Genomic DNA, 23309 nt, shown 5'->3' with positions numbered 1-23309 from the left:
TTTTAATATCCAAAAATTCTTCCCGTGATCTCTTCCGCTTTCCTGTAAACGTAATCAGGTTCTTCTCCGATAAAGAATTCTCCGTCCTCATAGAGGATCTTCCCCGCAACCATAGTGAACCGGACATTTTGTTTGCTTCCGCTGTAAACTAAATTCTTTGTCAGATTATGGAGCGGCCGCATGTTTGGCTGATTCAGGTCGATCAGGATCAGGTCTGCCTGCTTCCCTTCTGCGAGAATATCACAGTCAGAGAGTCCCATTGCCGCTGCGCCGCCCAACGCAGCCATTTTGATCACAGCGTCCGCATCTGTGGCCGAGGCGTCGTTTTCCCGGTACTTGGAGAGCCCTGTGACCAAAAACATTTCACGGAACATGTCCAGACAGTTGTTGCTCGCTGGGCCGTCGGTCCCGATGGCCAGATTGATCCCCATATCCATCATCTGCTTTATCGGCGCAATGCCGCTTGCCAGCTTCAAATTAGATGCCGGATTTGTAATCACAGACACCCGCCGTTTTTTCAAAATCTGGAGATCTTTTGGTTCCATATGAACACAGTGAAAACACCCGCCTCCATTCTCGAACAGGCCCAGTCGGTCCATGTAAGCCGTCGGCGTCAGCCCGGTGCGTTCTTTGCAGGAAATGACTTCCGGGAGGCCCTCTGAACTGTGGGTATAAACCGGAGCATGATACTGATCCGCCAGCTCTTTTAGAGCGCGAAGTTTCTCCTCGGATGTGGTATACTCTGCATGAAAGCCAAGCCGAAAACTGATCAGACTGTCTTTTTTGTTATATTTTTGATACCATTCGTCCAACTGTTCGACAGACTGTGAAAAATCGTTCAGGGCACCGCAAAGCACCGTCCTGAATCCGCAGTCTTCGGATGCCTGAGCGATCGTATCAGGTGTTAAGTACATATCAAAATTGGCCGTCATCCCGCTTGTCAGATATTCCATAACCGCAAGCTTGGAGAGATGATAGATATCGTCGGGAGTGAGCCTTGCCTCCCATGGAAAAACCTGCCGGTTCAGCCATTCAAGCAGAGGCAGGTCATCTGCATGGGACCTTAAAAAGGTCATGCCAGAATGAGTGTGGGCATTTTTAAAACCCGGCATTAAAAGACCACCCCGGGCGTCAATCTCTCTTTCAAACTGCCCGTCTGCTCCGGAAAAAGCGGAGATTTTCTCACCGACATATGAAATCCGGGACCCGTCAATTTGGATTTCTCCGTCAAACGGCTGCATACCGTTTTCCATTGTAAGAATTTTGGCATTATAGATCCTTATCATGAGACTCTCCTTTGAATATATTGCCGGAACTGCTTTTCTCAGAGCAGCTCCGCTATCTTTATGATCCCTTCTTTGAGCAATGCCTTAAACACAGGAGCGGCTTTATCTGCGGTCTCCTGAACTTCTGCATGGCTTAACGGCTTCATTGTGATGCCTGCGCCCGGATTGGTGATGCAGGAAATACCGCAGGTCTTCATTCCCATATGCTTTGCGGCTACGGCTTCGCAGGCCGTACTCATGCCGACCGCATCCGCACCCAGTATTCTGCACATTTTGATCTCCTGTGGAGATTCAAAATTCGGTCCGCTGAGCTGCACATAGACGCCTTCCTTCAAATCGATTTCAAGTGTCCTGGCGATTCTGCGAAAAATGTCCTGGAATCTGTCATTATAAATGCCTGTCATATCACAGAAACGTTCTCCCAGCTTTTCCAGGTTCGGTCCGATCAGCGGAGAAGGAACGAAGGTAGAAATCTGGTCAGTGATCATCATGAGATCACCGGCGTCAAATTCGTCGTTGACGCCTCCTGCCGCATTGGTAAGGATCAGGGCTTTGGCACCCATCATTTTCATCAGACGGATTGGCAGGACCACATCTGTCATGTCATAACCTTCATAGTAATGGACTCTTCCCTGCATGATCACCACGGGTACCTTTTCTACATAACCAAAGATAAATCTTCCTTTATGGCCTTCCACTGTGGACACCGGAAAATCCGGCAGATCCTTATAGTCTACGGTTGTCTCGATCTGAATATCCTCTGCAAAATCGCCGAGTCCTGATCCAAGTACAATGGCTATCAGCGGCTTAAAATCTGTTTTTTCCTGCATGCTCTCATAGCATATCTGTAATTTTTCATAAACCGCATTCATTACGGTCCCTCCTTTATGAAATCAACTGAACTTTATATTCTGCACCATGTTTCGACAGCCATGTTTTCGGCTGTTCATAATCCGGCATATACTGTGCGACTGCCTGATAAAATGCCGGGGAATGGTTCATGACTTTTAAGTGGGCAAGTTCATGTACCACCACATATTCAAGAACTTTTCGCGGCATCAGTATCAGCTTCCAGTTAAAATTTAAGTTTCCTTTGCTGCTTGCGCTGCCCCAGCGTGTCTTCTGTTCACGGATCGTTATTTTCCCGTAAGCAACTCCCATCTGTCCTGCATATATCCGACAGAGCCGTGTGATCACAGTTTTCGCCTCCTGTATATAGGTTTCCCGTTCTTCGGCCGTCATACGGATATTTTTCTGATTACTTTTTCTCTCCTCTGAAAGCTTCACGTGGTGTCTGATCCAGTCTTGTTTATCTTCGATAAATCTGCGGATCTCACTTTTTGGAAATCGTTCGGGCGCTCTGATAATCACCTGTCCGTCCGCAGTCACTGTGACGGCCAGAGTTTTTCTGCTGCTGTAAATCACTCTATAGTCTAACGCCTGATCCACTGATAAACCACTCCCTCCAGCAGTGCCTTGGATGCGGCAAAATATTCCCGTACTCTGTCTTTGTGTCTGCTTTGATAGATCATCGTATCTGCGATAACCGCATGGGCGTTAAGTCCTGCGGCTTCTGCCAGATAATCTGTCCTTGGGACATACAGCTTCTGCGTGCACACATAAAATGATTTTCCGCGAAACGCGGAACTTGTATTCTTCATTGTGCGGAATGTATCGAATCCTTCTCGGTCTTCATATAGATTTTCCTTTGGAATTCCTCTTAAAAGCAGGTACATTTGCATGAACTTTACTTCCTTTTTCGTTCCTGAGATCAGAATAAACCTGCAGACACCGGCCCGGTAAAGCCTCAGTGCCCCGTCCAGACGGTCCTTAAGCTGTGCGCCTATGACACCGTTTTTTACGAGGGCGCCCGGAACTAAAATGCCGTCCCTCCTTTTGAGCGCCTCACAGAAGAATACATCCGGCACTGCCCTCTTTTGTTTTCCATGCAGCCTTCTATATGAAAACAGAGAAAAACCTGCGGCCAGGATTTCCGGAAGAAACCAGAGCCAAATATGTCTTTTTTTGCCTTTCATCTCTCATAACTCCTTATTGAACGTTATCTTCAGTTTGTTCCTGCTGCTGTTCCGTTGTGGCCGGCTGTTCCGTCGTGGCAGGTTTTGGTGCCTCGGTCTTTTGTTGTGTGGCTGTTGTCGTTTTCTGCCGTTCGGCCGTAGTCCTCTTCTGTCTGCGCGTCGCCGTACTCCTGTGGGCTGCGGTCGTACTCTGTTTTCCGGACCTGGTGCTTTCTGTGCCGCGTTCCGGCGTCTGATGATCTTCGGAAGATCCGGTATCTTCCAACGTTGTCTCTTCCGAGGATGTCTCAGTTACTGCTGAGTCTTCTTTATCCTTTTTAAATCCGCCGGAAAACATTACTACAATGACCATGCAAATGATCACAGCAACTGTCCCGAAGATCAGTGCGATCATATTTTTTTTACTGATCTGCATTGTCTTATCTCCTGTTCTTATATGAATTTTTGTTTTATTTTCCTTCTCTATGCCGTCTCCATTATAAAAGAGGAATGGAAATGTGTCAATTTTTACTAACAAAGAATTTATATAATAAAAGCATGCTGGGAATTATGTAGAATCTTTTTCAGTTGGTATATTTGACTTGTAAAATGCATTTTGGGACATTATACTAGTATTGATATAATATTGACAAAAAATAATCAAACAAGCTAAGGGGATGAAAACATGTATTGTACAAAAAATATTACAGACGACTTATATTGGATCGGAGGAAACGACAGGAGACTCGCCCTGTTTGAAAACATTTTTCCGGTGCCAAACGGTGTTTCTTACAATTCTTATGTGCTGTTAGATGAAAAGACAGTGCTTTTCGATACGGTGGACAAGGCTGTCAGCGAGCAGTTTTTTGAAAACCTTGTCCATGCGCTCGGAGAACGCACACTGGATTATGTGATTATCAACCACATGGAACCTGATCACTGTGCCATGCTCAAAGAAGTAATCATGCGATATCCGGATGTTCAGATCGTATGCAATGCAAAGACGGCGGACATTATCAAACAGTTCTTTAAGATCGAGACAGACGCTGTCATCGTGAAGGAAAACGATACCCTCTGTACCGGAAAACATACTTTCACATTCCTTATGGCACCTATGGTACATTGGCCGGAAGTTATGGTCACATATGATACGACGGACAAAATATTATTTTCTGCAGATGCCTTCGGAACTTTCGGGGCGATCAACGGAAATCTGTTTGCCGATGAGATTGAATTTGAGCACAAATGGCTGGATGACGCCAGAAGATATTATACGAATATCGTAGGAAAATACGGAGCTCAGGTACAGGCTCTGTTAAAGAAGGCTTCCAATGTGGAAATCGGAATGATATGTCCGCTCCATGGTCCGGTGTGGAGAAAAGACCTTGAGTGGTTCATTGAAAAGTATCAGAAATGGAGCACTTACGAGCCGGAAGACCAGGGTGTCATGATCGCTTATGCATCTATTTACGGCAACACGGAAAATGCAGCCAATGTACTGGCTTCCCGCCTTGCTGACAAAGGTCTTAAAAATATTGCCATGTACGATGTGTCTGTAACCCATCCGTCTGTGGTTGTTTCCGAAGCATTCCGCGCAAGCCATCTGGTATTTGCGTCTCCGACATACAACGGCGGTATTTTCCCGAATATGGAGACCGTGCTGCTTGATCTGAAAGCACATAATCTTCAGAAACGTACCATAGCGTTCATGCAGAACGGAACGTGGGCGGCAACTTCCGGCAGACAGATGAACGAGTTGGTGTCAGGTATGAAAGAAATGACCGTCCTGGAACCAACCATAACGATCAAATCTGCGCTGAACGACAGCCAGTCAGAGGAAATCGACGCAATGGTTGATGCAATTTTGGAATCTATGAACTAAATAATATATATGCTAAAAGACGCTTTTAAAGGCCACCTCAATAGGCCATTTAAAAGCGTCTTTTTTATCCTCCGATCTGTGACATTTTCCGGCTGTCTGCTTTACCGTTCGGGTCTCTCTCAGAAAATCGGTGTCCTTCAGGCTTATCCAGGACAGTCTGGCATATGAGTTGTGAAAGCTCTTCTCTTGATATTCCGGATCTTAATTTTTCTCTCAGAGGTATGCCGCGGCTGTAATACAGACAAGGCTTTAAGAAACCTTCTGAGGTGAGCCGGATTCTGTTGCACTTTCCGCAGAATTTACAGTGGACCGCATCGATGAACCCCACGGCTCCGCAAAAACCGGGGATTTTTAAATATCTGGCAGGTCCGTTTCCCCTGACCTGTTCTTCTTTTTTGATGCCGGGATATTTTTCACGGAGCAGAGACATGATCTCATCCGAATCCATTCCGGTGAATTGTTTTCCAAAGCCGATGGGCATTATCTCGATGAAACGGATATCAACGGCATCTTTTCTGCCTATATCCAGCAGATCAAAGATTTCCCCGTCGTTGATACCCTTCATAATCACACAATTTATTTTGGTGTTCAGTCCCATGCAGGCGGATTTTCTGACGGCCGACAAAACCGTCTGTACTCCTGTTTTCCCGGTAACAGCTTTATACTTTTTCTCGTCCAGTGTGTCCAGGCTGACGTTAATGCCGTCGATCCCTGCCTCTTTCAGCCGTTCAAGATATGGTTTTAGGAGGAGGCCGTTGCTGGTCAGGGTGACCTGCCTGACTCCGGGAAGCTGTTTCAGCCTTTCTATAAAGCCAACACATCCTTTCCTCACCAGAGGCTCTCCTCCCGTGATCTTAAACTTACAGATGCCCAGATCTGCGGCGCTCTCACATATGCTTAACAGTTCTTCGTAGCTTAAAATATCTGCATGTTCCACAGATTGAATATCTTCCGGCATACAATACCGGCACCTTAAATTACAACGGTCAGTGACGGAAATCCTCATGTAATCAATTGTGCGTCCGTAGATATCTTTCATCACTGTGTGTCCTTTCTATCTCAAAAACAGATGAAGCAGCCTGTTTTTTCTCTCGTGGTATGGGTGGTACCGGATGGGAAGATCCATCCATGTTGATTTCTTTACAATACTCTTTCTGTGACTGAATGTCCGAAAACCATATTCGCCGTGATAGGACCCCATGCCGCTCTCACCGACTCCTCCGAATCCCAGGTGTGATGTGGCGAGATGTATGACGGTATCATTGATACATCCGCCTCCGAAAGCCAGATTGTTAAGAGTCCATTGTTCCATTTTCTTATTTCTTGTAAACAGATAGAGAGCCAGAGGCTTCTCCATCTGTCTGATATGCCGTACCGCATCTGAAAATCTGCGGTAGGAAATCACAGGCAGCACAGGACCAAAGATCTCTTCCTGCATGACGGGGGAATCCCACGATACCTCTGGAAGGATGGACGGTGCTATTTTCAGTGTTTCTTCACAGCCGTACCCCCCGAAGGCGGCAGTCTCTCCTTCGATCAGCTTCATAATCCTGTGATATTGCTTTTCATTGATAATCTTTGGGTATTCACCGTTTAAGAGAGGCTCCTTTCCGAGCATACGGCAGGTCCAGTAGATCAGTTCTTTTATCAAAGCCTCTTTTACAGATGCATGTACGAGGATGTAGTCCGGTGCCACACAAGTCTGGCCGCTGTTTAACAATTTTCCGAACACAATCCTCTTGGCAGCCAGAGAAAGATCTGCCGTCTTGTCAACGATACAGGGACTCTTTCCGCCAAGCTCCAGGGTTACGGGTGTCAGACGGCGGGCCGCATGTTCCATGACAATTTTTCCTACTGTCTTGCTGCCGGTAAAGAAAATATGATCAAACTTCTGGCTGAGAAGCTGTTGGTTCTCCTCTCTTCCGCCTTCCACAACAGCGATATAACCTGCGGGAAAAGTCTCTTCTACGATGTGCCGGATCAGAGCGGATGTGTTGGATGCGTCCCTGGACGGCTTTAAGATACAGCAGTTTCCGGCAGCCACGGCTCCGATCAGAGGGGCAGACGTCAGCAAAAAAGGATAGTTCCACGGAGCCATGATCAAAACCACACCCAGAGGCTCGGAGATTTCAAAGCTTTTTGCGTGAAACTGGCTAACCGGCGTGGGCTTTCTCTGCGGTTTCATCCAATCTTTTAAATGTTTTTTTGCATAGTTTATTTCACTGTAAAACAATCCGACTTCTGTCATATATGATTCAAAGCCGGATTTATTCAAATCTTTTTTCAAAGCACGTATCAGCTGTTTTTCATGGCTTTTTACTGCCTGTTCTAAACGGCACAGAGCTTCCATCCGAAAAGTATATGATTGTGAAGCACCTGTATAATAAAAATTTCTCTGAAGTTTTACTAATCGGTCAATGGTCATAAAGGTTCCTCCTTATGGAATAAAAAAGAAAAAGTCATCTGTTCATAGTCAGACTTTTTTTCCAGTGGGCCGGGTATTTTCTGTAATATGAATTCGGTCTGTCCGTCATCCATAAGCCATATCCATGCATCTTCCGGGTCCAGGATGAGAGGCATTCTGTGGTGGACACTCTTCACAGATTCATTTGCTTCTGTGGTAAGGATCACGAAACGCTGACAGGCGCCAAACTGATTCCAGCATCCTGCCATCAGGAGCGGTTTTTTGTCTGTACGTTGAAAAGTATATTTCGTCTTTTTGCTGTCCCACTCATAAAAACCGCGGGAAGGCACGAGGATTCTTTTGGTACGGACGCTGTCCCGGAACATCCTTTTTTCGAGTGCGCCCTCCGCCCTCGCATTGAAGATCAGCTGATTTTTTTCAAAACCGGGAAATCCCCATCTCATCCTTTCAAGTCCGATTCCTGCCGGTGTGCGTACCAGAACATCCGCAGTGTCCGCGGGATGAACGTCCTCTGCCGCCGGGACAACATCTTCTGTCCCGGGAATCCTGAATGTATCATAGAGTTCTTCTGCCACTGAAGGGTCTGTAAAATATCTTCCGCACATAGTACTCTCCTGTCCGTTAAGCTTTATTTTTTCTCCGTTTGATCACTTTAAGCCTGGTGAATTCCTCTCTCCTTCTCTTCCAGGGCATTGGATATCTCGGTCACAAGACTCCTATAAGAAGGAATCGTAATATTTTTTAAGGCATTTGTACGCTTCTGCGTCTTTTTGATGCTGGCCGCCAGCCGATAGGCAGAGTTTTCGGCCATGGAAAGCCGGATGGTCAGATCTTTGACCTTCCGGAAAGCCTCTCTTGCTTTGTCTATGGATTCCCCTGTGGTGCTGAAGGAATAGGTCGGAATGTTTTGATCCGGTGTATAAGTCACCAGAGGGATCTCTGTTCCCATGATACTGCGGCTTTTTATTTAAATAGAATCCTCGATGGGCACCGTATAGGCCAGCTGGTCTGTCTCGCTGATGCCGTGTTCGATATTTGCGGCCTGAAGACATTGATAGGCGTAAGTAAAGGTCACATCGATCTGTTTCTGAATATCCTTCGCCTGGTCAATCAGGTTCATAAGCTCTCTGATCAGAATGTTTCGTTTCTTGTCCATCAGATCATATCCCTGTATAGCCAGGGCGAGAGAGTTTTTAGCGAGCATCAGATTACCCTTAGTCGGAAAAGTCCTTGGATCCATACGTCCCCCTCCTTTCTTTCAGCTTGGGCTAAAACATCAAAGAATCTGTTGCCGCCGGAGGCCTGCTGTCCTCCGGTTTTTTGGAATAAGTATCCTTATCCCCGGTCTTTCGATAATAACGGTCCAGAAGTTTCGTATTAACACGGTCCAGTTCCTCTCTCGGAAGAATAGTGAGAAGTTCCCAGCCGAGATCGAGGGTCTCTGTCATCGTGCGGTTTTCCTCACTTCCCTGTTCGATATACCGTTCCTCAAACTCTTTTCCAAACTCTAAATACTTTTTGTCGATCAAAGACAGCTCGTCTTCTCCGATGACAGAGGCCAGATTTCTGGCGTTCCCCACTTTTGCATATGCGGAGAACAGCTGGTTTGCCAGGTCCTGATGATCTTCCCTTGTATAGCCCTCTCATAGATCATTGCCAGTTCACTGTATAAATAACCGGGAAATCCTTTTCTGCTTGGAATCTCTCCTTTGGAGGAGAAAACTTCCCTCATGGCCTCCGCAAAGGCCGTCATGTCGGTCAGAATGACCAAAATATGCATATAATGTTCAAAGGCCAGATATTCTGCCGCAGTCAGCGCCACCTTAGGCGTGATCAGCCTCTCAGCTACCGGGTCGTTAGCCATATTTAAAAACATCGCCACATGGCTTAAGGCACCGCTCTCCTCAAATGTCCTGCGGAAAAAATCCGCGTCGTCGTGTTTGACACCCATGGCGGCAAACACGATGCCGAAGTTATCCATGCTGTCCCCGGATCAGTGTCATCAGGCCGTCGATTGCCGAAATCCCTGTGCATATAAAATTCCTTGGATACTCCCTGCGGACCGGATTCAGAGGCAGTCCGTTGATAGATTTTCCAAGGCCGTTTAATGTCCTTCCAAGGATGTCGGGGGAGAGAGAAATTTCCATGGGATGTCCCGTAAGCCTTGTATGAGTATTGGAAAGCCCCATATTATCTGTCGTGTCAAACACCTGAATGATCGCCTTGTCCTCATAAAGCTCGATGATCTTACCAAGTTTTTTCCTGTTTCCCTCTATGACAAACTCTACTATTTCCTCATAAAAAGCATCTCTGCAGCCCTCCAGTACCACTAAAGGACCATTGATCCTGTCAAGTCCCAAATATTCAATCGGCATGTTAAACACTCCTTTCAGGTACAATCCTTTTACACTGCAGACAATTTAACCGTTTTTCTCGATTATCTTCCGGTAAAAATCATCCACCGCTTTTCGATATTCATCAAACATCTTCAGCCTGTCATTGGGCACATCATATTTCATGGATATCACAGCTTCAAAGATTGTATCGTCTTTATGAAAGGCATTCTGCTGCAAAAATCCAAGACGGATCACTCTGGCGATCTCCAGGATCAGCTTCCGATCAGCTTGACGATTTCCATCAGGCCGCTTTCCTGATTTAAGAGAGCCATGATGCGATTCCTGTGGTCCACAAACTCCATGGAGACGTGTTCGCCATACCAGGGAGCCAGATCTTTTAAGTATTCGCTGTAACTGGTCAGCCAGTGGATAGCGGGGAAATGTCTGGAATATGCAAGACTTTTGTCCAGTCCCCAAAAGCACCGCACAAACCTCTTTGTATTCTGGGTCACCGGCTCTGAAAAGTCGCCTCCCTGGGGCGATACCGCGCCGATGATCGATACGGAGCCTTCCGTGCCGTTTAAATTCATCATCGTTCCCGCCCTCTCATAAAAGGCCGACAGTCTTGAGGCAAGATAGGCCGGAAAGCCTTCCTCCGCCGGCATCTCCTCCAGCCGCCCGGAAAGTTCTCTCAGCGCTTCTGCCCAGCGGGACGTAGAATCTGCCATGAGTGCGGTCCATCAAAGGATTCCCGTTCCTCGGGTCCACCAGTTTTGAAAACTCCTCCAACACCTGTGTCATCTCATTTCCGCGCTCTCCGCATCCGATATAAATGATAATGTCGGCATCCGACCACTTGGCGATCTGGTGCTGGGTCATAGTCTTGCCGGTTCCAAAACCGCCCGGGATGCAGGCCGTACCGCCTTTTGCAATGGGGAACATCGTATCCAGAATTCTCTGACCGGTGATAAGGGGCCTGGAGGCCGGATAGCGCAGACTGACCGGTCTCGGAACTCTGATGGGCCACTGCTGCATCATAGAAAGTTCCCTGAGATCACCATTTTCCTGCCTTACTGTGACCAACGGTTCATCGATGGTATAACTTCCGTCGCAGACAGTCTTTTCAACGATACCCTGAACACCGGGAGGCACCATGCACCGGTGGGTGATGGCGGCCGTCTCAGGCACCCTGGCTATCACATCCCCCGGTTTTATCTGCTCTCCCGCCGATACGGCGATATGTGTTTCCCAGCGTTTTTGAAAATCCAGGGAATCCACCTGGGTTCCCCGTCTGATAAATTTGCCTGACTGAGCAGCGATCTGTTCAAGAGGGCGTTCAATTCCATCAATAATATTGTGGAGAATCCCCGGTGCCAGTGACACAGAAAACGGATATCCGGAGGCCTCTGCCTGGTCTCCGGGACGGATGCCGGTCGTATCTTCAAAAACCTGTACTGTAGCCGCATTCTTGTCCAGAGAGATCACTTCTCCAACCAGTTTTTCCGGTCCCACATAGACCATCTCGGACATTTTAAACCCGATATCCCCCCTTCACGTAGACCACCGGTCCGTTGATTCCGTATATACGGCCTGCCTCAGACATTTTTCTCACCTCCCCGGAACAGAAAATCCGCGTATTCCTTCTCAAGTGCGCGGCTGAAAGAACGATCAATCAGAATATTCTTGGTCCGAATGACTGCCCGGATACCGCCGATAAAATCTTCGCTGCCGACAGTCAGCATAGAGCATGGCTTCTCTGACCTGGCGGCAGAGAAGGTCCAGATATTCCCCGGTTTTCATATAATCCTCAAGCAGATGAAAGACCCGCCCGAAAAGTTTCTTTTTTAACGCTTCCTGATAGTCATTCAGCTCTCTTCTGAGCCTTAACTCATATTCTGAAATCTCTCTGTTTTGCCTTGACCTGGACCGGTTTTTTTCATTCCTGATCCTGTTCTCGGCCTGTATTCTCATTTTCTCCTGATGTTCTGACAATCTCCGGGACATGAAATCCGCATGTCCTTTGATCAGGGCATTTCCCTCGGCCCTTGCCTCTTTCATAGAAACCCTTTGCAGGTTCTGGATTTTTTCTTCCAATGTCATTTGGGGTCACCTTCTTTGCGATCATTAAAGCTTCAGTCCAATGGCTTCATTAACATATGATGTGATAAAGTCTTTCCTGTGTCCGGTTCCGTGGCGGTCTGGGATTTCGACAATCAGGGGCATTTTCCTGGATTTCTTTTTCTGCCCTAAAAGGTAGTATCCGAACGGTATTATAACGCTTAAAATCAAGGCTGCAATCAGCACAAGCTTTGTTAATGTATTCATAGTGAAGACCTCCTTCCATCAGACAGACAAAAAGGTTTCCGAATACGATCACTGCCCAGTTGATATGCCCTTCTTCCGCTCCGGACAGCATCATGACGACTCCCATCATGGCTCCGAACATAATTCCGAAAATAAGCGGGTAAGTCATTGCAATAAATATCGTCGGATCGATTTCATTGTGGGACGGCAGTCCGTACATTTTCACGAACATTTCAAATGGCTTGAGCACTTTTGGATTGTGCAGTTTCGTAGGGGCTCTCCGAAGTAATCCTCGTGTTTGTCTTCCACACATGCAGCCATCTTCCTCACATCAAAATTTGCCGATAAAGCCGCTAAGGTTTCCCTGGCAGCATAAATCTTATCCGCATTTTCGTTCAGTGTCTGTGTCATCTTATTATCCAGAGTCTTCTTTTCTTCTGTGAGAATAGAAAGTTTTCGGTTAAGGTCGTCATAGGCCTCCTCCGGAGTTCCGATGAACTCGTCCGGGATGAAAATCCTTTCAAAGTGAAGAGACTTGAAAATGGCATCGATCTGTTCCGATTTGGACCTGGACGTAAAATAGACCCCATACCCGTAGCTGTTATTTCGTACCCCCTCTACAAAGATCACATCCTGATTGTGTTCGATGAACTCCAGCATCTTTTCAAAGTATTCCAAAGGTACCCGTCCGAAGCGGAATTTCACGAATTGAAAGTGGAACACTTCTCTCAGGACAAACTGCATGGGGCGGAATGGTTCAATCATTTTTATTTGTTCAGTGAGATGCTTTTCCTCAAGCTCCAGTGCTTCTTTTTGAGCCTGAATACTGCGGCTTTATCGACCCGTTCCAGAGGCTTTTTATAAGGGTTCGTATCCGTGAACGGCTGCAGGTTATCAACCGTCTTTAATTCCGACAAAGCATTTTCAAGCTGAATCTCGTATTTTGACAGATAATCGTTGGTGACTCTGTCGATGTCGCGCTTTGGGCCCGTGAGAGTTATAAACTTCATCTTAACAATCATACCCCGATAACTCCTTTCATATAACCTGCCGTCTGTTCAGGAGGCAGGCCGTAACGGACGCGTTCCATAATGGTGATCAGTCTCTGTATCTCCTCTTCCTTATAGAAGAGATATGCGGTCAGGCTTGCGATAGAGCCAGCCTGTTTACAATCGCATCCATCCTCACACCCCCTTCTCAAGTCAAAATGTTTTTTTCATTATACACCTAATGCATAAAAAAAGCATCTGAAAACCCAGAGATGTTTCCCTGTTTCCAGATGCATATTTCAGTCGGACCATTTTGAGTGCAGGATGTTAAACAGACCTTTTTCATCTGACACCGTATAGTCTGGAGATACTTTGCCGTCCGGCAGAATATCCTGTCTCCGGTTCAGCCAAATGCTATTCCAGCCGGCATTTATAGCTCCGCTTATATCTGTGGCATATGTATCCCCTATAAACCATGTATCCTTCCTGTCAAGTCCAAATCTCTGCTCCGCGAGTTTGAAAATCCCGGGGTCCGGCTTGCGGACTCCCTCGTCCCCGGATACAATGATCCGGCTGTCAGGTATCCATGCTTCCAGGTGAAGATTCTTTACTTTGTTCCACTGAGCACGGGAGAACCCATTTGTTATGACTCCGGTGAAAATTCCTTTTTGTCTGCAAAACTCCAGAATGTTTTTCATTCCTTCTGTCAGCGTGATCTTTGTCTGTTCTATCCGGTATACCTCATGAAATTCCATCACCTCTGACTCTGTAATCTGAATCCCGAATTTCCTGAAAGCTTTGCGGATTCTTTCAATAACAGGGATGTCATGAATTCTTCCCGCCAGAAACAGGTCCATAGAAGGAATGGAATATCTCTCTTTAAAAACCTTCTCGCATGCGTTGCAAAAAGGTATGGACACATCATAGAGTGTATCATCCACATCGAACAGTATAGCCAACATCCTCCACCTCACTTTTTCTCTTGATTATTTTGCGGCATCCACCGGTCTGATCCGTCTGAGACAAAGCTTCCGTCACCGATGCCAAGCGCAGACTTTGCAAGCATATCTGCCCTGTCATTGTACTCATCATTGGAATGGCCTTTTACCTTTACAAACCGTACCTGAAGCCGATCCTTCACACTATTGTAGAAGGAACAGTAGGCCTTCGTCCCCTCTTTCTTTGCGGCCCACTCCCCGGTGCACCATTTTGCGATTCCCTCATAATCATAGTAAATGGCCAGCTTTTGATAGCCTCTGTCCACAGCATACTGCATTGCCTTTTGAGCGCCCTTGATCTCGCCGGCCACATTTCTCATAGAGGCTAACGCAGGATCTGCATATTTTTCGGCAAAATACAATTCTCCCTCTTTTTTTCTGATGACCATGCCATATGAAAATTCTTTTTTTCGATGGTCATAGCTCCCGTCTACATAGGCTGTCAGGGTCTGGCCGTCGATCTCCATATCCTGCCCGGCCGAAGAGTTAAGAAATGCCTCGGCCTCGGTCAATGCAGGAAAGCTTTTAAACTGAGCACACGGAAATCCGGAAACCTGTGCCTGACAATCCTTCCATGTGCGATAAATCCCCGGGTTACGTCCTTGTCTGACTGCGTAAAATTTGTTTGCCACGATGTAAATCCTCCATATTTTTTCCGCTTTTTATTATAACAGAAACAGGAAGTATCTGAAAGTACAGATACCCCCTGCCTGATTGCCGCTATTTCAATGATAAAAGATGAAGTTTTAGTTATTCGACAAATTTACAGAAAAACTGTATGTAGCATTTGCTTTGGCAAGGACCTTCTGTTTTACAGAACAATCGTCGATCAGATAGGAAAATTCTTTCATGACATCCCATAAGTCCCTTGCCTCCTGACCGCTTAATTCGGTTGTACGGTCATTCAGTAATTTCCCTACGGCGGCAGCGGTCTGCCTCACATTCTCTGTACTAAAATCATTTCCAAGCAACTCTAAAAAAACTTCAGACATATATTTCATATTTGCTCCTTTTATTATCTTAAAAGTAACACTGCTCATGCTTATAGAGTAAAGCAAAATTCTGAAAAAGTCTATTCTTTTCGACAGACATAAAATGAAGGAATCCGTCTCTATTCGACAGAATCTCCGTTCATACTTTTCTGAAAAGTATCCAGCAAATCTGATAATATACGTTTTTGTTTGGGAGTCAAACTTTCTACTTTCAGGAGAAGTTTATTTTCACTCTCAATTATTTCCGGATCAAATTGATCTTTTAATATTTCATTTGGTGCTGTTTTTAATGCCTGACATATTCTGATGAACAGAGGCAGACTTGGAAGCCTGATCCCTGATTCTATCTGCCTGATGTGTCCGGCATTTACATCACAAATTTCTGAAAGAGCTTCGGAAGTCAGCCCTCTTTCTTTCCGAATCTGGTTAATCCTCTTACCCAACAATCTGCGTTCCATGTGCATGGCTCCAATCGGTATTATTTTCTCTCTCTCATATCCTTTCACAGCCTTATCTATAAGGTTTTAACATACATGTATTTCATTATATACAAAAGGTTTCCCGTTTCACTAGATGCGTAGACGTATGTATTGTCATCTCTCTGCACACAAAAAGATGGATTTGAAAATGCTTCTTCTTTTATGTCGAATTTTGTCATCCATTTTCTATTTATATGATTCATAAGAAAGCCGTCTATCAAACGTGACAGGAACAGGATATCAAAATGAAAATAAATTTATGAGTCATCGGGAGCGCAGCTTTTGCAGCCATCGCTGCAGAGCAGGACACTATTATGGAACTAATGCGGAAGGATATGTCAGATATATCGGCTTCATAAGAGGAAATCGGAACAATGAATGCGGAACTGAAAAGGAAGGATTATTTCTGCTGCTGATCTCTGGAAGCTCTCATTGCAGCGGCAATCTCAGAAAATTTTCCGGTGATATAGCCATAATTTTTTCTTTTATGAGGGATCATGCACTGACTGCAGTCTTTCACGCCGTTTTTTAATCTAAAGCTGCCGCCGCAGTTCTCCCCAAGCATATAAAGCGGACAGTAACAAAAAAGGCAATTAAAGTTATCGATATCATCCGTTTCATGGCAGGGGAAATACTCACAGTCTCTGTGCCGGAAAAATTGATAGTTTTTTTTCTCTTTCTTCATAATTTACTTCCTGTCTGATGTTCTAAAATAAGGCGGACGAGACTTTCGACCGATGCCTGCTCTGCAGTATATACATTCATCTCAAATTCTTTCGCCGCCTGGGCGGTCTGCTCTCCGATACATGCTGCCTTCATCCCTTTGATGCACGTATCCGCCAGGGCGGCCGCAAATCCCCGAACTGTGGAGGCGCTTGTAAAGACTGCCCAATCGATCTCTCCCGATTCGATCATTTCTTTTACAGGGACCAGCTGCCAGTTCTCACATCGAGTCTCATAGATTCCTATATCATCTGTCTGAATCCCGGGCTTTTTCTGAAGAATCCGTACAATTTCCTGATTTCCCGAAGCTGCCCGCGGCATCAGGATATGCTCCGTACCTGAAAGTCTGTCCGCGAGTGCCCTGGAAAGAGAAACTCCGTCATAATGTTCGGGTACCAGATCACAGAACAGGCCTTTCTCTTCCAATGTCTTTTTCGTACCCGCACCGATGGCGGCAATCCTGCAGGAACCAAGGCTCCTGATATCTTTTTTCTGCTTTTTCATTTCTTCGAAGAAAATCCTGACTCCATTGATACTTGTGAACACGATCCAGTCATAAAAATCGATCTTTTCAAGAGCCATGGAAAGTTTCCTCTGGTCTCTTGCCGGCTCTATGCTGATAGAAGGCATTTCCAGGACTTCGGCCCCTTGTTCCCTGAACATGGCAGCCGTCTTTGAGATAAGCTCTTTTGGGCGGGTCAGTAAAATGCGGCATCCCGCCAGAGGAAGGTCTTCATACCAGGCAAAATCTTTTGAAAGTCTGCACACCTGTCCGACGACAATGACCGCAGGAGTCTTTATCCGGCTTTTGCACACGGCCTCCGGAAGTTCACAAAGCGGCGCAGAAACTCTTTTCTGTCCTGCCGTGGTTCCCCTGGAAAGCACTGCCGCCGGCATCTGAGGGTTCATTCCCGCAGAGATCAGGGAGTTTGCGATATCTGGAAGTGATGAAATACCCATCAAAAACACCAGAGTACCTTTTGTCCTCACGAGAGCTTCAAAGTCGATATCATATTCTGCTCCTGCTTTTTTGTGTCCGGTTATGATATGCACGGAAGAACTGAAGTCCCGGTGAGTCACAGGGATACCGTTATATTCCGGCACCGCAACCGGTGAGGTGATGCCCGGAACGATCTCAAATGGAATATAGTGTTCTTTTAATAGTTCCAGTTCTTCTCCTCCTCTGCCGAACAGGAAGGGATCTCCTCCCTTCAGCCGCACGACAAAACGGCCTTTTTGAGCTTCATTAAGAAGCAGCAGATTGATTTCTTCCTGAGGCATCGTGTGCTGTCCGGAACGTTTTCCGACATAAATGTAATCAGCCTGTTTTGGAAGTGCCGATAATATTTCGGTGCCGATCAGGTTGTCGTAAATGATCACATCCGCCTTCTTCAGCACTTCCGCTGCTTTTATCGTCAAAAGGCCGATGGACCCGGGCCCTGCGCCCACCAGCCATACTTTTCCAGTCTTCATCGGTAATTTCTCCTTTTTATTTCCATCATAGCATATTGACAAGGTTCTAACAACTCGATAAAATGGGAGAAATTGAATGTTTACAGGTGCCTTTGATAAAGGAGAATAGGAAAGCGGGTGAGATTCCCGCACGGTCCCGCCGCTGTATAGGAAGAGCCGCATTTCAATTATGTCACTGGGAAACTGGGAAGGCGGAATGCGGCAGTGAAGCCTGAGTCAGAAGACCTGCCGTGAACATGCGATTTACACCGGTCTGCGAAAGACAGCCGGTGTAGAATATACCGTCGAAGGAGCCGCGCCCTTCTGCGCCTATATTCGATGCACCAGTATATCTGGCGCTTTTGGTGTTGCAGTTTTTACACCGAAACACAGTTAAGTGAATCGAAAGGAGCAAACATGAAAAACAATCAAAAAATCATTGTAACCGCTGTACTGGCGGCGGCTGTCATCTTCGGCTTCGGCCGCACAGCCAGCGCCATGCACATCATGGAGGGGTATCTTCCTCCACAGCTCTGTATCTCCTGGGGAGCTCTGAGCCTTCCGTTTTTAGCCGCAGGATTTTTCTCCATCAAAAAGACGGTCAGCAAAGACCGGCGTCTGATGACGATACTGGCTATGTCAGGAGCATTTATCTTCGTTATCTCTTCTTTAAAAATCCCCTCTGTCACAGGAAGCTGTTCTCATATGACCGGCACCGGACTCGGAGCCATTTTGTTCGGCCCTTTGGCTGTGAGCATTCTGGGCATCATTGTGCTGATCTTCCAGGCAGTCCTCTTGGCCCACGGGGGATTGACGACCCTTGGCGCCAATACTTTTTCTATGGCAATTGCAGGGCCATTTTTATCCTTCGCAGTGTATAAGGTCTGTCAAAAATGCCGGCTGAACCGCCGGATCAGCGTATTTTTGGCCGCAATGCTTGGAGACATTTTTACATACTGCATCACCAGCGTCCAGCTGGCACTTGCGTATCCATCAGAGCAGGGTGGCTTTCTGGCCTCCGCGGCAAAATTTCTCGGAGTTTTTGCTCCAACCCAGCTCCCTCTCGCCATCGTAGAAGGAATTCTGACCGTTGTAATCATCATCTCGCTTGAGTCCTATGCCCGCCCGGAACTCAAGATTCTTGACTTCATCAAGGAGGGACATGCATATGAAAAGTGATAAGAAAAAAGTCATCATCCTGCTTTTAGTGGCCGCCTTTATTGCTGTGGTCCCTCTGTTTACCCTAAAGGGCGCCGAGTTCGAAGGCTCTGACGATGCGGGCAGTGTCATGATATCAAAGATAGAGGGAAGGGAATATCAGCCATGGTTCACTCCCGTCCTGGAAACTTTCATTGACAGAGAGCTTCCGGGCGAAGTGGAAAGCCTTCTGTTCTGTGTACAGACCGGGATCGGTGTCGGGATCATTGCCTATAACCTGGGACGTTTAAGGGAACGGAAACGTCTCCTTGCTTCGGCAGAGGCGGCAAATGATGCTGATTGATCAATACGGTTACCGGTCCGGGCTCAGAAAAGTAAACGTCATGGAAAAGTTCTGCTTTTCTGTGACGACGCTTCTGCTCTGTATCCTGAGCAGATCTTTTTCTGTTTCCATTCTGGTTCTTTTAAGCCTTGGATGGCTGACAATAAGAAAAGGAGGTATCCCCGTCCGCCGGTATATAAAGCTAATGCGTATCCCCGCAGTCTTCCTGCTCTTGAGCACGCTGGCGATCCTCGTCAATATTTCCAAAACTCCTCTGGATGCCTATGCAGTGCCGGCAGGTCCCTACTATATAACAGGAAGCACCGAATCGGTCATCTTTGGTCTCAGACTGATCCTGTCATCCCTTTCCGCGGTGTCCTGCCTATATTTTTTGTCCCTGTCAACCCCGGTAACCGATCTGATCGGCATTTTAAAGAAACTTAGATGTCCGGCACTGCTCATAGAATTGTTTCTGCTCATTTACCGGTTTATTTTTGTCTTAATGTCAGAGGCTTCTGCTGTAAGGATTTCCCAGGAGTCCAGACTTTCCTGCCGGAATTTTAAGACGGCAGTCCGTGCATTCGGAGGTATGGCCTCTGCTCTGTTCATTCGGGCAGTGATGCGCTCCGGCAGATTATACGATGCCATGGAATCCAGATGCTACGACGGGACCATACGGGTCCTTTTGGAAGAATATCCGCCGAAGAAGAAAGAAATCATTTGCATGATATTGTTTGAACTTCTTCTGCTGTCTATCACGATAGGAAGGAATATTTACATATGAAAACAGAGTCTATGATAACAGCTGATAATCTGTGGTTTACTTATGACGGAGAGGATATCCCGGCCTTACAGGGGCTTTCTCTGGATATTAAGAGGGGGAGCAAAACTGCGGTTATGGGAGCAAACGGTTCCGGAAAGTCCACGTTTTTTCTCTGCCTGAACGGTATTTTGCGTCCCCAGAAAGGCGCCCTGTCTTTTTGCGGAGCCCCTTATTCCTATGATAAGAAAAGCCTGTTAAATTTGAGAAGCAGGATCGGCATCGTATTTCAGGACCCCGATAACCAGCTGTTTTCAGCCAGTGTCCGGCAGGAGATTTCTTTTGGCATTTTAAATCTTGGGGCAGACAATGAGACAGCCCTGAGAGAGACGGAAAAAATCATGGATGCGCTGGATATTACAGAATTAAAAGACCGCCCTACACATGCCCTAAGCGGAGGACAGAAAAAACAGGTGGCTGTCGCCGATATCCTTGTCATGCATCCTGATATTGTGATTCTGGATGAACCTGCCGCGGCCCTTGACCCGAAGCATACAGACATGTTAAATAAAATCATCGATCAGATGACAGAATCCGGTATTACGGTTCTGATCTCAACTCATGATCCGGACTATGCTTTTTCATGGGCAGATCAGATCATCTTGTTTCATCAGGGCAAAGTTCTCAAAGCCGGATCACCCCTGGAAGTATTTTCTGACAGGCCGGCTCTTAACCTCACCAATTTGTCTCAGCCGGCTGTACTCTCTATATATGAAAGTCTTTGCCGGAAAAAGATGATCAATGAGAAATTTCCGGCTCCCAGAAGTCTCATGGAGCTTTTACATTTCATCGAAGGAATCTGAAGATTCCCTGTCTGCGGAGGAGAATAATGAACGATACTAGAAAAAAAGCAATATTAGCGGTCAGTTTTGGGACCAGCTATGAAGATACACGAAAAAAAACGATCGAAGCAATCGAAGATACATTAAAAGAACATTTTCCGGATCACAAAATGTACCGTGCCTGGACCAGCCGGATGATCCTTGAAAAAATAAAAAAGAGAGACGGAATCCATATTGACTCTGTTCCCGAAGCCATGGAGCGCATGAAAGCCGACGGCATTGCAGATGTGATCATCCAGCCCACCCATGTGATCAACGGCGTGGAAAACGATCAGATGAAAACAGACGCTCTTTCCTTCCGGGACTCTTTTCATTCTATTGTCTTCGGGGCACCTCTTCTCTCATCGGAATCCGACAATGAAACGGTTGTGAATGCGGTGGCATCGGAATTTTCGTGGATCTCTGACAAAGATGTCCTGGTTCTGATGGGACACGGCACTACTCACTATGCCAATACTGTCTATGCTGCCCTTGACTACCGGTTCAAGGATATGGGGTTTAAAAATATCTTTCTGGGTACAGTAGAAGCCTTCCCGAATATGCATTCCCTGATGCGTATGGTAAAAGAATTCCATCCGAAGAAAGTCATTCTTGCGCCTTTTATGATCGTGGCCGGAGATCATGCAAGACATGATATGGCGGGAGACGACCCGGATTCCTGGTACTCTCAGTTTGTGTCGGCGGGATATCAAGTAGAATGTGTAATGAAAGGACTCGGGGAATATGACGGGGTCAGGGAGCTGTTTGCAGAACACGCGAAATCCTGTACCTAGATATTGACTTTCTCAGTCAATATGATATTCTATAAAAAATAGCATAAATGTTAATTACCGCCGGGTAACGTCTTATTCATTCCAGTAGGCCTTTGTTGGAATGAGTAAGACGTTTTTTATGCCATAGGAAAGTCCTGCGGAGATGTACACAAATGCATAAGGAAGGTATATACCATATGAAAGAGATCTCATGTTTTAAAGTTTTTTTGAAGTATTCTTCGCTCAATGTACTGGGTATGTTAGGGTTGTCCTTTTATATCCTGGCAGATACCTTTTTTGTCTCCAGGGCATTAGGCGCTGATGGACTGACCTCCTTAAACCTTGCAATTCCGGTTTACAGCTTTATAAACGGCAGCGGATTAATGCTCGGAATCGGAGGAGGAACAAAATATTCAATTCTAAGAAGCCAGAAAAATAAAGTCAAAGCGAATCAGGTATTTACAAATGCTGTGGTTTTGACCGGAATCATCGCAGGTATCTTCTTCCTGCTTGGTATTTTCTGCTCCGGCCCTATGGTCAGTATGTTGGGAGCCAACGAATCTGTGTTCAAAATGACAAAAACTTATTTACAGGTTATTCTGTTGTTTGCCCCAATTTTTATGACAAATAATCTTTTGCTGTGTTTCATAAGAAATGACGGAAATCCCCAGTTATCCATGACAGCCATGATCTGCGGCAGTCTGTCTAATGTTATTTTGGATTATATATTTATATTTCCGCTCGGAATGGGATTGTTCGGGGCAGCGTTTGCCACCGGACTGGCACCGGTAATCAGCATTTTGATTCTGTCCCCTTATCTGATAAATAAAAGAAATCAGTTTCATTTAAAGAAATGCAGACTTTCGGCAAACCTTCTGCTTGATATTTTTTCAAGCGGACTTCCGTCTTTGATTACAGAAGTTTCTTCCGGTATCGTGATCATTGTATTTAATGTGATCCTGCTGCACATTGCGGGGAACATCGGCGTTGCGGCCTATGGTGTCATCGCGAATCTGTCACTGGTCGTCATGGCAGTCTATACAGGCATCGCACAGGGGATACAGCCTGTCTTAAGCAGCAATTACGGTGCCGGAAACCATAAAAATGTTACTGCGATTTTACGTTACGCTGTCACCGCGGTTATTGTAATCTCCGCCTGCGTTTATCTGTGTATGTTTTTCGGTGCGGAACCGATTACCGGACTCTTTAACAGCAATCACAATAAGACACTTCAGGATATCGCAGCCGCAGGACTGAAAATATACTTTACAGCCTCTGTATTTGCTGGTTTCAATATTGTGGCTGCCGTTTACTTCACTTCAACGGAATACCCCCGGCCGGCACACATGATATCGATCCTCCGGGGATTTGTCATTATCATTCCTATGGCTTTTATATTGTCTGCCCTGGGAGGCATTACAGGAGTCTGGGCAGCCTTTCCCATGACCGAACTGCTTGTCAGTCTGATTGGAATGATCCTGCTTTTTAGGTTTATTACAAAAACACAGAAGCAATCGAGTAGGGGAGATTAAAT

The 23309-nt window shown here is 46.2% G+C and carries 25 protein-coding genes, 6 pseudogenes and 1 riboswitch; of the genes and pseudogenes, 7 read left to right on the top strand and 24 right to left on the bottom strand.

Annotated elements, in window-relative coordinates; translation table 11 throughout:
- Positions 1-2 precede the first annotated feature (2 nt).
- From P8F77_RS09330 to P8F77_RS09310, 5 genes are read right to left on the bottom strand one after another with little or no spacing between them, the layout of a single operon-like run.
- Positions 3-1286, bottom strand: a complete 1284-nt coding sequence (locus P8F77_RS09330) for an amidohydrolase (protein ID WP_287519702.1) — start codon at positions 1284-1286, stop codon at positions 3-5.
- Between the two features lie 38 nt (positions 1287-1324).
- On the bottom strand, positions 1325-2158 hold the full coding sequence (locus tag P8F77_RS09325) for a purine-nucleoside phosphorylase (protein WP_024727589.1): 834 nt from the start codon (positions 2156-2158) through the stop codon (positions 1325-1327).
- 13 nt (positions 2159-2171) lie between these two features.
- Positions 2172-2735, bottom strand: coding sequence for a SprT family zinc-dependent metalloprotease (locus tag P8F77_RS09320; protein WP_287519704.1), 564 nt, complete (start codon positions 2733-2735; stop codon positions 2172-2174).
- Entirely contained in the window at positions 2720-3322 is a 603-nt protein-coding gene (locus P8F77_RS09315) for a YdcF family protein (protein WP_024727591.1), read from the bottom strand. The genes P8F77_RS09320 and P8F77_RS09315 overlap by 16 nt, the downstream gene beginning before the upstream one ends.
- Before the next feature lie 13 nt (positions 3323-3335).
- The gene (locus P8F77_RS09310) at positions 3336-3737 is read right to left on the bottom strand and encodes a hypothetical protein (RefSeq protein WP_148460015.1); all 402 of its coding nucleotides are present in this window, start codon (positions 3735-3737) and stop codon (positions 3336-3338) included.
- Between the two features lie 249 nt (positions 3738-3986).
- Here P8F77_RS09310 and P8F77_RS09305 point away from each other — a divergent pair, with 249 nt between their 5' ends.
- Entirely contained in the window at positions 3987-5183 is a 1197-nt protein-coding gene (locus tag P8F77_RS09305) for an FprA family A-type flavoprotein (protein WP_024727593.1), read from the top strand.
- Between the two features lie 64 nt (positions 5184-5247).
- Here the strand turns inward: P8F77_RS09305 and moaA are convergent, their stop codons facing one another.
- From moaA to cobA, 19 genes and pseudogenes are all read right to left on the bottom strand, one after another.
- The gene (moaA, locus tag P8F77_RS09300; protein WP_287519708.1) at positions 5248-6222 is read right to left on the bottom strand and encodes a GTP 3',8-cyclase MoaA; all 975 of its coding nucleotides are present in this window, start codon (positions 6220-6222) and stop codon (positions 5248-5250) included.
- A gap of 15 nt (positions 6223-6237) precedes the next feature.
- A complete protein-coding gene (locus tag P8F77_RS09295) occupies positions 6238-7608 on the bottom strand; it encodes an aldehyde dehydrogenase (protein WP_024727595.1) in 1371 nt (456 codons plus the stop codon).
- Complete coding sequence (locus tag P8F77_RS09290; protein ID WP_270430491.1) at positions 7605-8213, bottom strand: SOS response-associated peptidase; 609 nt, start codon at positions 8211-8213, stop codon at positions 7605-7607. The genes P8F77_RS09295 and P8F77_RS09290 overlap by 4 nt, the downstream gene beginning before the upstream one ends.
- A gap of 16 nt (positions 8214-8229) precedes the next feature.
- Positions 8230-8848 (bottom strand): annotated as a pseudogene (locus tag P8F77_RS09285) (V-type ATP synthase subunit D).
- 28 nt (positions 8849-8876) lie between these two features.
- Positions 8877-9983: pseudogene (locus P8F77_RS09280) on the bottom strand (V-type ATP synthase subunit B).
- Between the two features lie 45 nt (positions 9984-10028).
- Positions 10029-11547 (bottom strand): annotated as a pseudogene (locus P8F77_RS09275) (V-type ATP synthase subunit A).
- Between the two features lie 65 nt (positions 11548-11612).
- Positions 11613-12044, bottom strand: a complete 432-nt coding sequence (locus P8F77_RS09270; protein ID WP_287519711.1) for a hypothetical protein — start codon at positions 12042-12044, stop codon at positions 11613-11615.
- Positions 12045-12068: 24 nt separating this feature from the next.
- Positions 12069-12173, bottom strand: a pseudogene (locus P8F77_RS09265) (ATP synthase subunit F); the annotation flags it as partial.
- Positions 12171-12269 (bottom strand): annotated as a pseudogene (locus P8F77_RS09260) (ATPase); the annotation flags it as partial. The pseudogenes P8F77_RS09265 and P8F77_RS09260, both read right to left, overlap by 3 nt.
- A 142-nt stretch (positions 12270-12411) precedes the next feature.
- Positions 12412-12480: pseudogene (locus tag P8F77_RS09255) on the bottom strand (hypothetical protein); the annotation flags it as partial.
- Positions 12471-13013: a hypothetical protein gene (locus tag P8F77_RS09250; protein ID WP_287519727.1), complete on the bottom strand. Its 543-nt coding sequence runs from the start codon at positions 13011-13013 to the stop codon at positions 12471-12473. The pseudogene P8F77_RS09255 and the gene P8F77_RS09250, both read right to left, overlap by 10 nt.
- A 2-nt stretch (positions 13014-13015) precedes the next feature.
- On the bottom strand, positions 13016-13270 hold the full coding sequence (locus tag P8F77_RS09245; protein WP_024727603.1) for a hypothetical protein: 255 nt from the start codon (positions 13268-13270) through the stop codon (positions 13016-13018).
- Entirely contained in the window at positions 13267-13449 is a 183-nt protein-coding gene (locus P8F77_RS09240) for a V-type ATPase subunit (protein WP_287519712.1), read from the bottom strand. The genes P8F77_RS09245 and P8F77_RS09240 overlap by 4 nt, the downstream gene beginning before the upstream one ends.
- Positions 13450-13536: 87 nt before the next feature.
- A complete protein-coding gene (locus P8F77_RS09235) occupies positions 13537-14199 on the bottom strand; it encodes an HAD family hydrolase (RefSeq protein ID WP_287519714.1) in 663 nt (220 codons plus the stop codon).
- An 8-nt stretch (positions 14200-14207) separates the two neighbouring features.
- Positions 14208-14867: a ribonuclease H family protein gene (locus tag P8F77_RS09230; protein WP_287519715.1), complete on the bottom strand. Its 660-nt coding sequence runs from the start codon at positions 14865-14867 to the stop codon at positions 14208-14210.
- A gap of 114 nt (positions 14868-14981) precedes the next feature.
- Positions 14982-15236 carry a hypothetical protein gene (locus tag P8F77_RS09225; protein ID WP_009289659.1) on the bottom strand — a complete coding sequence of 85 codons (255 nt, stop codon included), beginning with the start codon at positions 15234-15236 and terminating at the stop codon, positions 14982-14984.
- A gap of 110 nt (positions 15237-15346) precedes the next feature.
- Positions 15347-15685: a helix-turn-helix transcriptional regulator gene (locus P8F77_RS09220; RefSeq protein WP_024727606.1), complete on the bottom strand. Its 339-nt coding sequence runs from the start codon at positions 15683-15685 to the stop codon at positions 15347-15349.
- Between the two features lie 421 nt (positions 15686-16106).
- Positions 16107-16391 carry a cysteine-rich small domain-containing protein gene (locus tag P8F77_RS09215; RefSeq protein WP_148460024.1) on the bottom strand — a complete coding sequence of 95 codons (285 nt, stop codon included), beginning with the start codon at positions 16389-16391 and terminating at the stop codon, positions 16107-16109.
- On the bottom strand, positions 16388-17902 hold the full coding sequence (gene cobA, locus P8F77_RS09210; RefSeq protein ID WP_024727608.1) for a uroporphyrinogen-III C-methyltransferase: 1515 nt from the start codon (positions 17900-17902) through the stop codon (positions 16388-16390). The genes P8F77_RS09215 and cobA overlap by 4 nt, the downstream gene beginning before the upstream one ends.
- A gap of 67 nt (positions 17903-17969) precedes the next feature.
- Positions 17970-18150, top strand: a riboswitch (cobalamin riboswitch).
- Between the two features lie 148 nt (positions 18151-18298).
- Between cobA and P8F77_RS09205 the strand changes: the two genes are divergently transcribed.
- From P8F77_RS09205 to P8F77_RS09180, 6 genes are all read left to right on the top strand, one after another.
- Complete coding sequence (locus P8F77_RS09205; protein ID WP_024727609.1) at positions 18299-19060, top strand: energy-coupling factor ABC transporter permease; 762 nt, start codon at positions 18299-18301, stop codon at positions 19058-19060.
- On the top strand, positions 19050-19382 hold the full coding sequence (locus P8F77_RS09200) for a cobalt transport protein CbiN (RefSeq protein WP_287519720.1): 333 nt from the start codon (positions 19050-19052) through the stop codon (positions 19380-19382). Before P8F77_RS09205 ends, P8F77_RS09200 begins: the two co-directional genes overlap by 11 nt.
- Entirely contained in the window at positions 19372-20145 is a 774-nt protein-coding gene (gene cbiQ, locus P8F77_RS09195; RefSeq protein WP_081723837.1) for a cobalt ECF transporter T component CbiQ, read from the top strand. The genes P8F77_RS09200 and cbiQ overlap by 11 nt, the downstream gene beginning before the upstream one ends.
- Positions 20142-20984: an ABC transporter ATP-binding protein gene (locus P8F77_RS09190; protein ID WP_024727612.1), complete on the top strand. Its 843-nt coding sequence runs from the start codon at positions 20142-20144 to the stop codon at positions 20982-20984. The genes cbiQ and P8F77_RS09190 overlap by 4 nt, the downstream gene beginning before the upstream one ends.
- A 26-nt stretch (positions 20985-21010) precedes the next feature.
- Positions 21011-21796 carry a sirohydrochlorin cobaltochelatase gene (locus P8F77_RS09185; RefSeq protein ID WP_024727613.1) on the top strand — a complete coding sequence of 262 codons (786 nt, stop codon included), beginning with the start codon at positions 21011-21013 and terminating at the stop codon, positions 21794-21796.
- Between the two features lie 176 nt (positions 21797-21972).
- The gene (locus P8F77_RS09180; RefSeq protein WP_287519723.1) at positions 21973-23307 is read left to right on the top strand and encodes an MATE family efflux transporter; all 1335 of its coding nucleotides are present in this window, start codon (positions 21973-21975) and stop codon (positions 23305-23307) included.
- Positions 23308-23309 lie beyond the last annotated feature (2 nt).

Source organism: Anaerostipes sp. PC18 (assembly GCF_039789045.1).
Taxonomy (GTDB): domain Bacteria; phylum Bacillota; class Clostridia; order Lachnospirales; family Lachnospiraceae; genus Anaerostipes; species Anaerostipes hominis.
This window is presented reverse-complemented; position numbering and strand designations above follow the sequence as displayed.

What these genes read in the sequence shown, in the direction of transcription:
- P8F77_RS09295 (WP_024727595.1), bottom strand. Translation starts at nt 7,608, where the DNA reads ATGACCATTGACCGATTAGTAAAACTTCAGAGAAATTTTTATTATACA.
- P8F77_RS09245 (WP_024727603.1), bottom strand. Translation starts at nt 13,270, where the DNA reads ATGATTGTTAAGATGAAGTTTATAACTCTCACGGGCCCAAAGCGCGAC.
- P8F77_RS09225 (WP_009289659.1), bottom strand. Translation starts at nt 15,236, where the DNA reads ATGAAATATATGTCTGAAGTTTTTTTAGAGTTGCTTGGAAATGATTTT.
- P8F77_RS09305 (WP_024727593.1), top strand. Translation starts at nt 3,987, where the DNA reads ATGTATTGTACAAAAAATATTACAGACGACTTATATTGGATCGGAGGA.
- P8F77_RS09190 (WP_024727612.1), top strand. Translation starts at nt 20,142, where the DNA reads ATGAAAACAGAGTCTATGATAACAGCTGATAATCTGTGGTTTACTTAT.
- P8F77_RS09205 (WP_024727609.1), top strand. Translation starts at nt 18,299, where the DNA reads ATGAAAAACAATCAAAAAATCATTGTAACCGCTGTACTGGCGGCGGCT.
- P8F77_RS09290 (WP_270430491.1), bottom strand. Translation starts at nt 8,213, where the DNA reads ATGTGCGGAAGATATTTTACAGACCCTTCAGTGGCAGAAGAACTCTAT.
- P8F77_RS09200 (WP_287519720.1), top strand. Translation starts at nt 19,050, where the DNA reads ATGAAAAGTGATAAGAAAAAAGTCATCATCCTGCTTTTAGTGGCCGCC.
- P8F77_RS09310 (WP_148460015.1), bottom strand. Translation starts at nt 3,737, where the DNA reads ATGCAGATCAGTAAAAAAAATATGATCGCACTGATCTTCGGGACAGTT.
- P8F77_RS09250 (WP_287519727.1), bottom strand. Translation starts at nt 13,013, where the DNA reads ATGATTGAACCATTCCGCCCCATGCAGTTTGTCCTGAGAGAAGTGTTC.
- P8F77_RS09180 (WP_287519723.1), top strand. Translation starts at nt 21,973, where the DNA reads ATGAAAGAGATCTCATGTTTTAAAGTTTTTTTGAAGTATTCTTCGCTC.
- cobA (WP_024727608.1), bottom strand. Translation starts at nt 17,902, where the DNA reads ATGAAGACTGGAAAAGTATGGCTGGTGGGCGCAGGGCCCGGGTCCATC.
- P8F77_RS09220 (WP_024727606.1), bottom strand. Translation starts at nt 15,685, where the DNA reads ATGGAACGCAGATTGTTGGGTAAGAGGATTAACCAGATTCGGAAAGAA.
- P8F77_RS09185 (WP_024727613.1), top strand. Translation starts at nt 21,011, where the DNA reads ATGAACGATACTAGAAAAAAAGCAATATTAGCGGTCAGTTTTGGGACC.
- P8F77_RS09215 (WP_148460024.1), bottom strand. Translation starts at nt 16,391, where the DNA reads ATGAAGAAAGAGAAAAAAAACTATCAATTTTTCCGGCACAGAGACTGT.
- P8F77_RS09330 (WP_287519702.1), bottom strand. Translation starts at nt 1,286, where the DNA reads ATGATAAGGATCTATAATGCCAAAATTCTTACAATGGAAAACGGTATG.
- P8F77_RS09315 (WP_024727591.1), bottom strand. Translation starts at nt 3,322, where the DNA reads ATGAAAGGCAAAAAAAGACATATTTGGCTCTGGTTTCTTCCGGAAATC.
- P8F77_RS09270 (WP_287519711.1), bottom strand. Translation starts at nt 12,044, where the DNA reads ATGACATTGGAAGAAAAAATCCAGAACCTGCAAAGGGTTTCTATGAAA.
- P8F77_RS09325 (WP_024727589.1), bottom strand. Translation starts at nt 2,158, where the DNA reads ATGAATGCGGTTTATGAAAAATTACAGATATGCTATGAGAGCATGCAG.
- P8F77_RS09235 (WP_287519714.1), bottom strand. Translation starts at nt 14,199, where the DNA reads ATGTTGGCTATACTGTTCGATGTGGATGATACACTCTATGATGTGTCC.
- moaA (WP_287519708.1), bottom strand. Translation starts at nt 6,222, where the DNA reads ATGAAAGATATCTACGGACGCACAATTGATTACATGAGGATTTCCGTC.
- cbiQ (WP_081723837.1), top strand. Translation starts at nt 19,372, where the DNA reads ATGCTGATTGATCAATACGGTTACCGGTCCGGGCTCAGAAAAGTAAAC.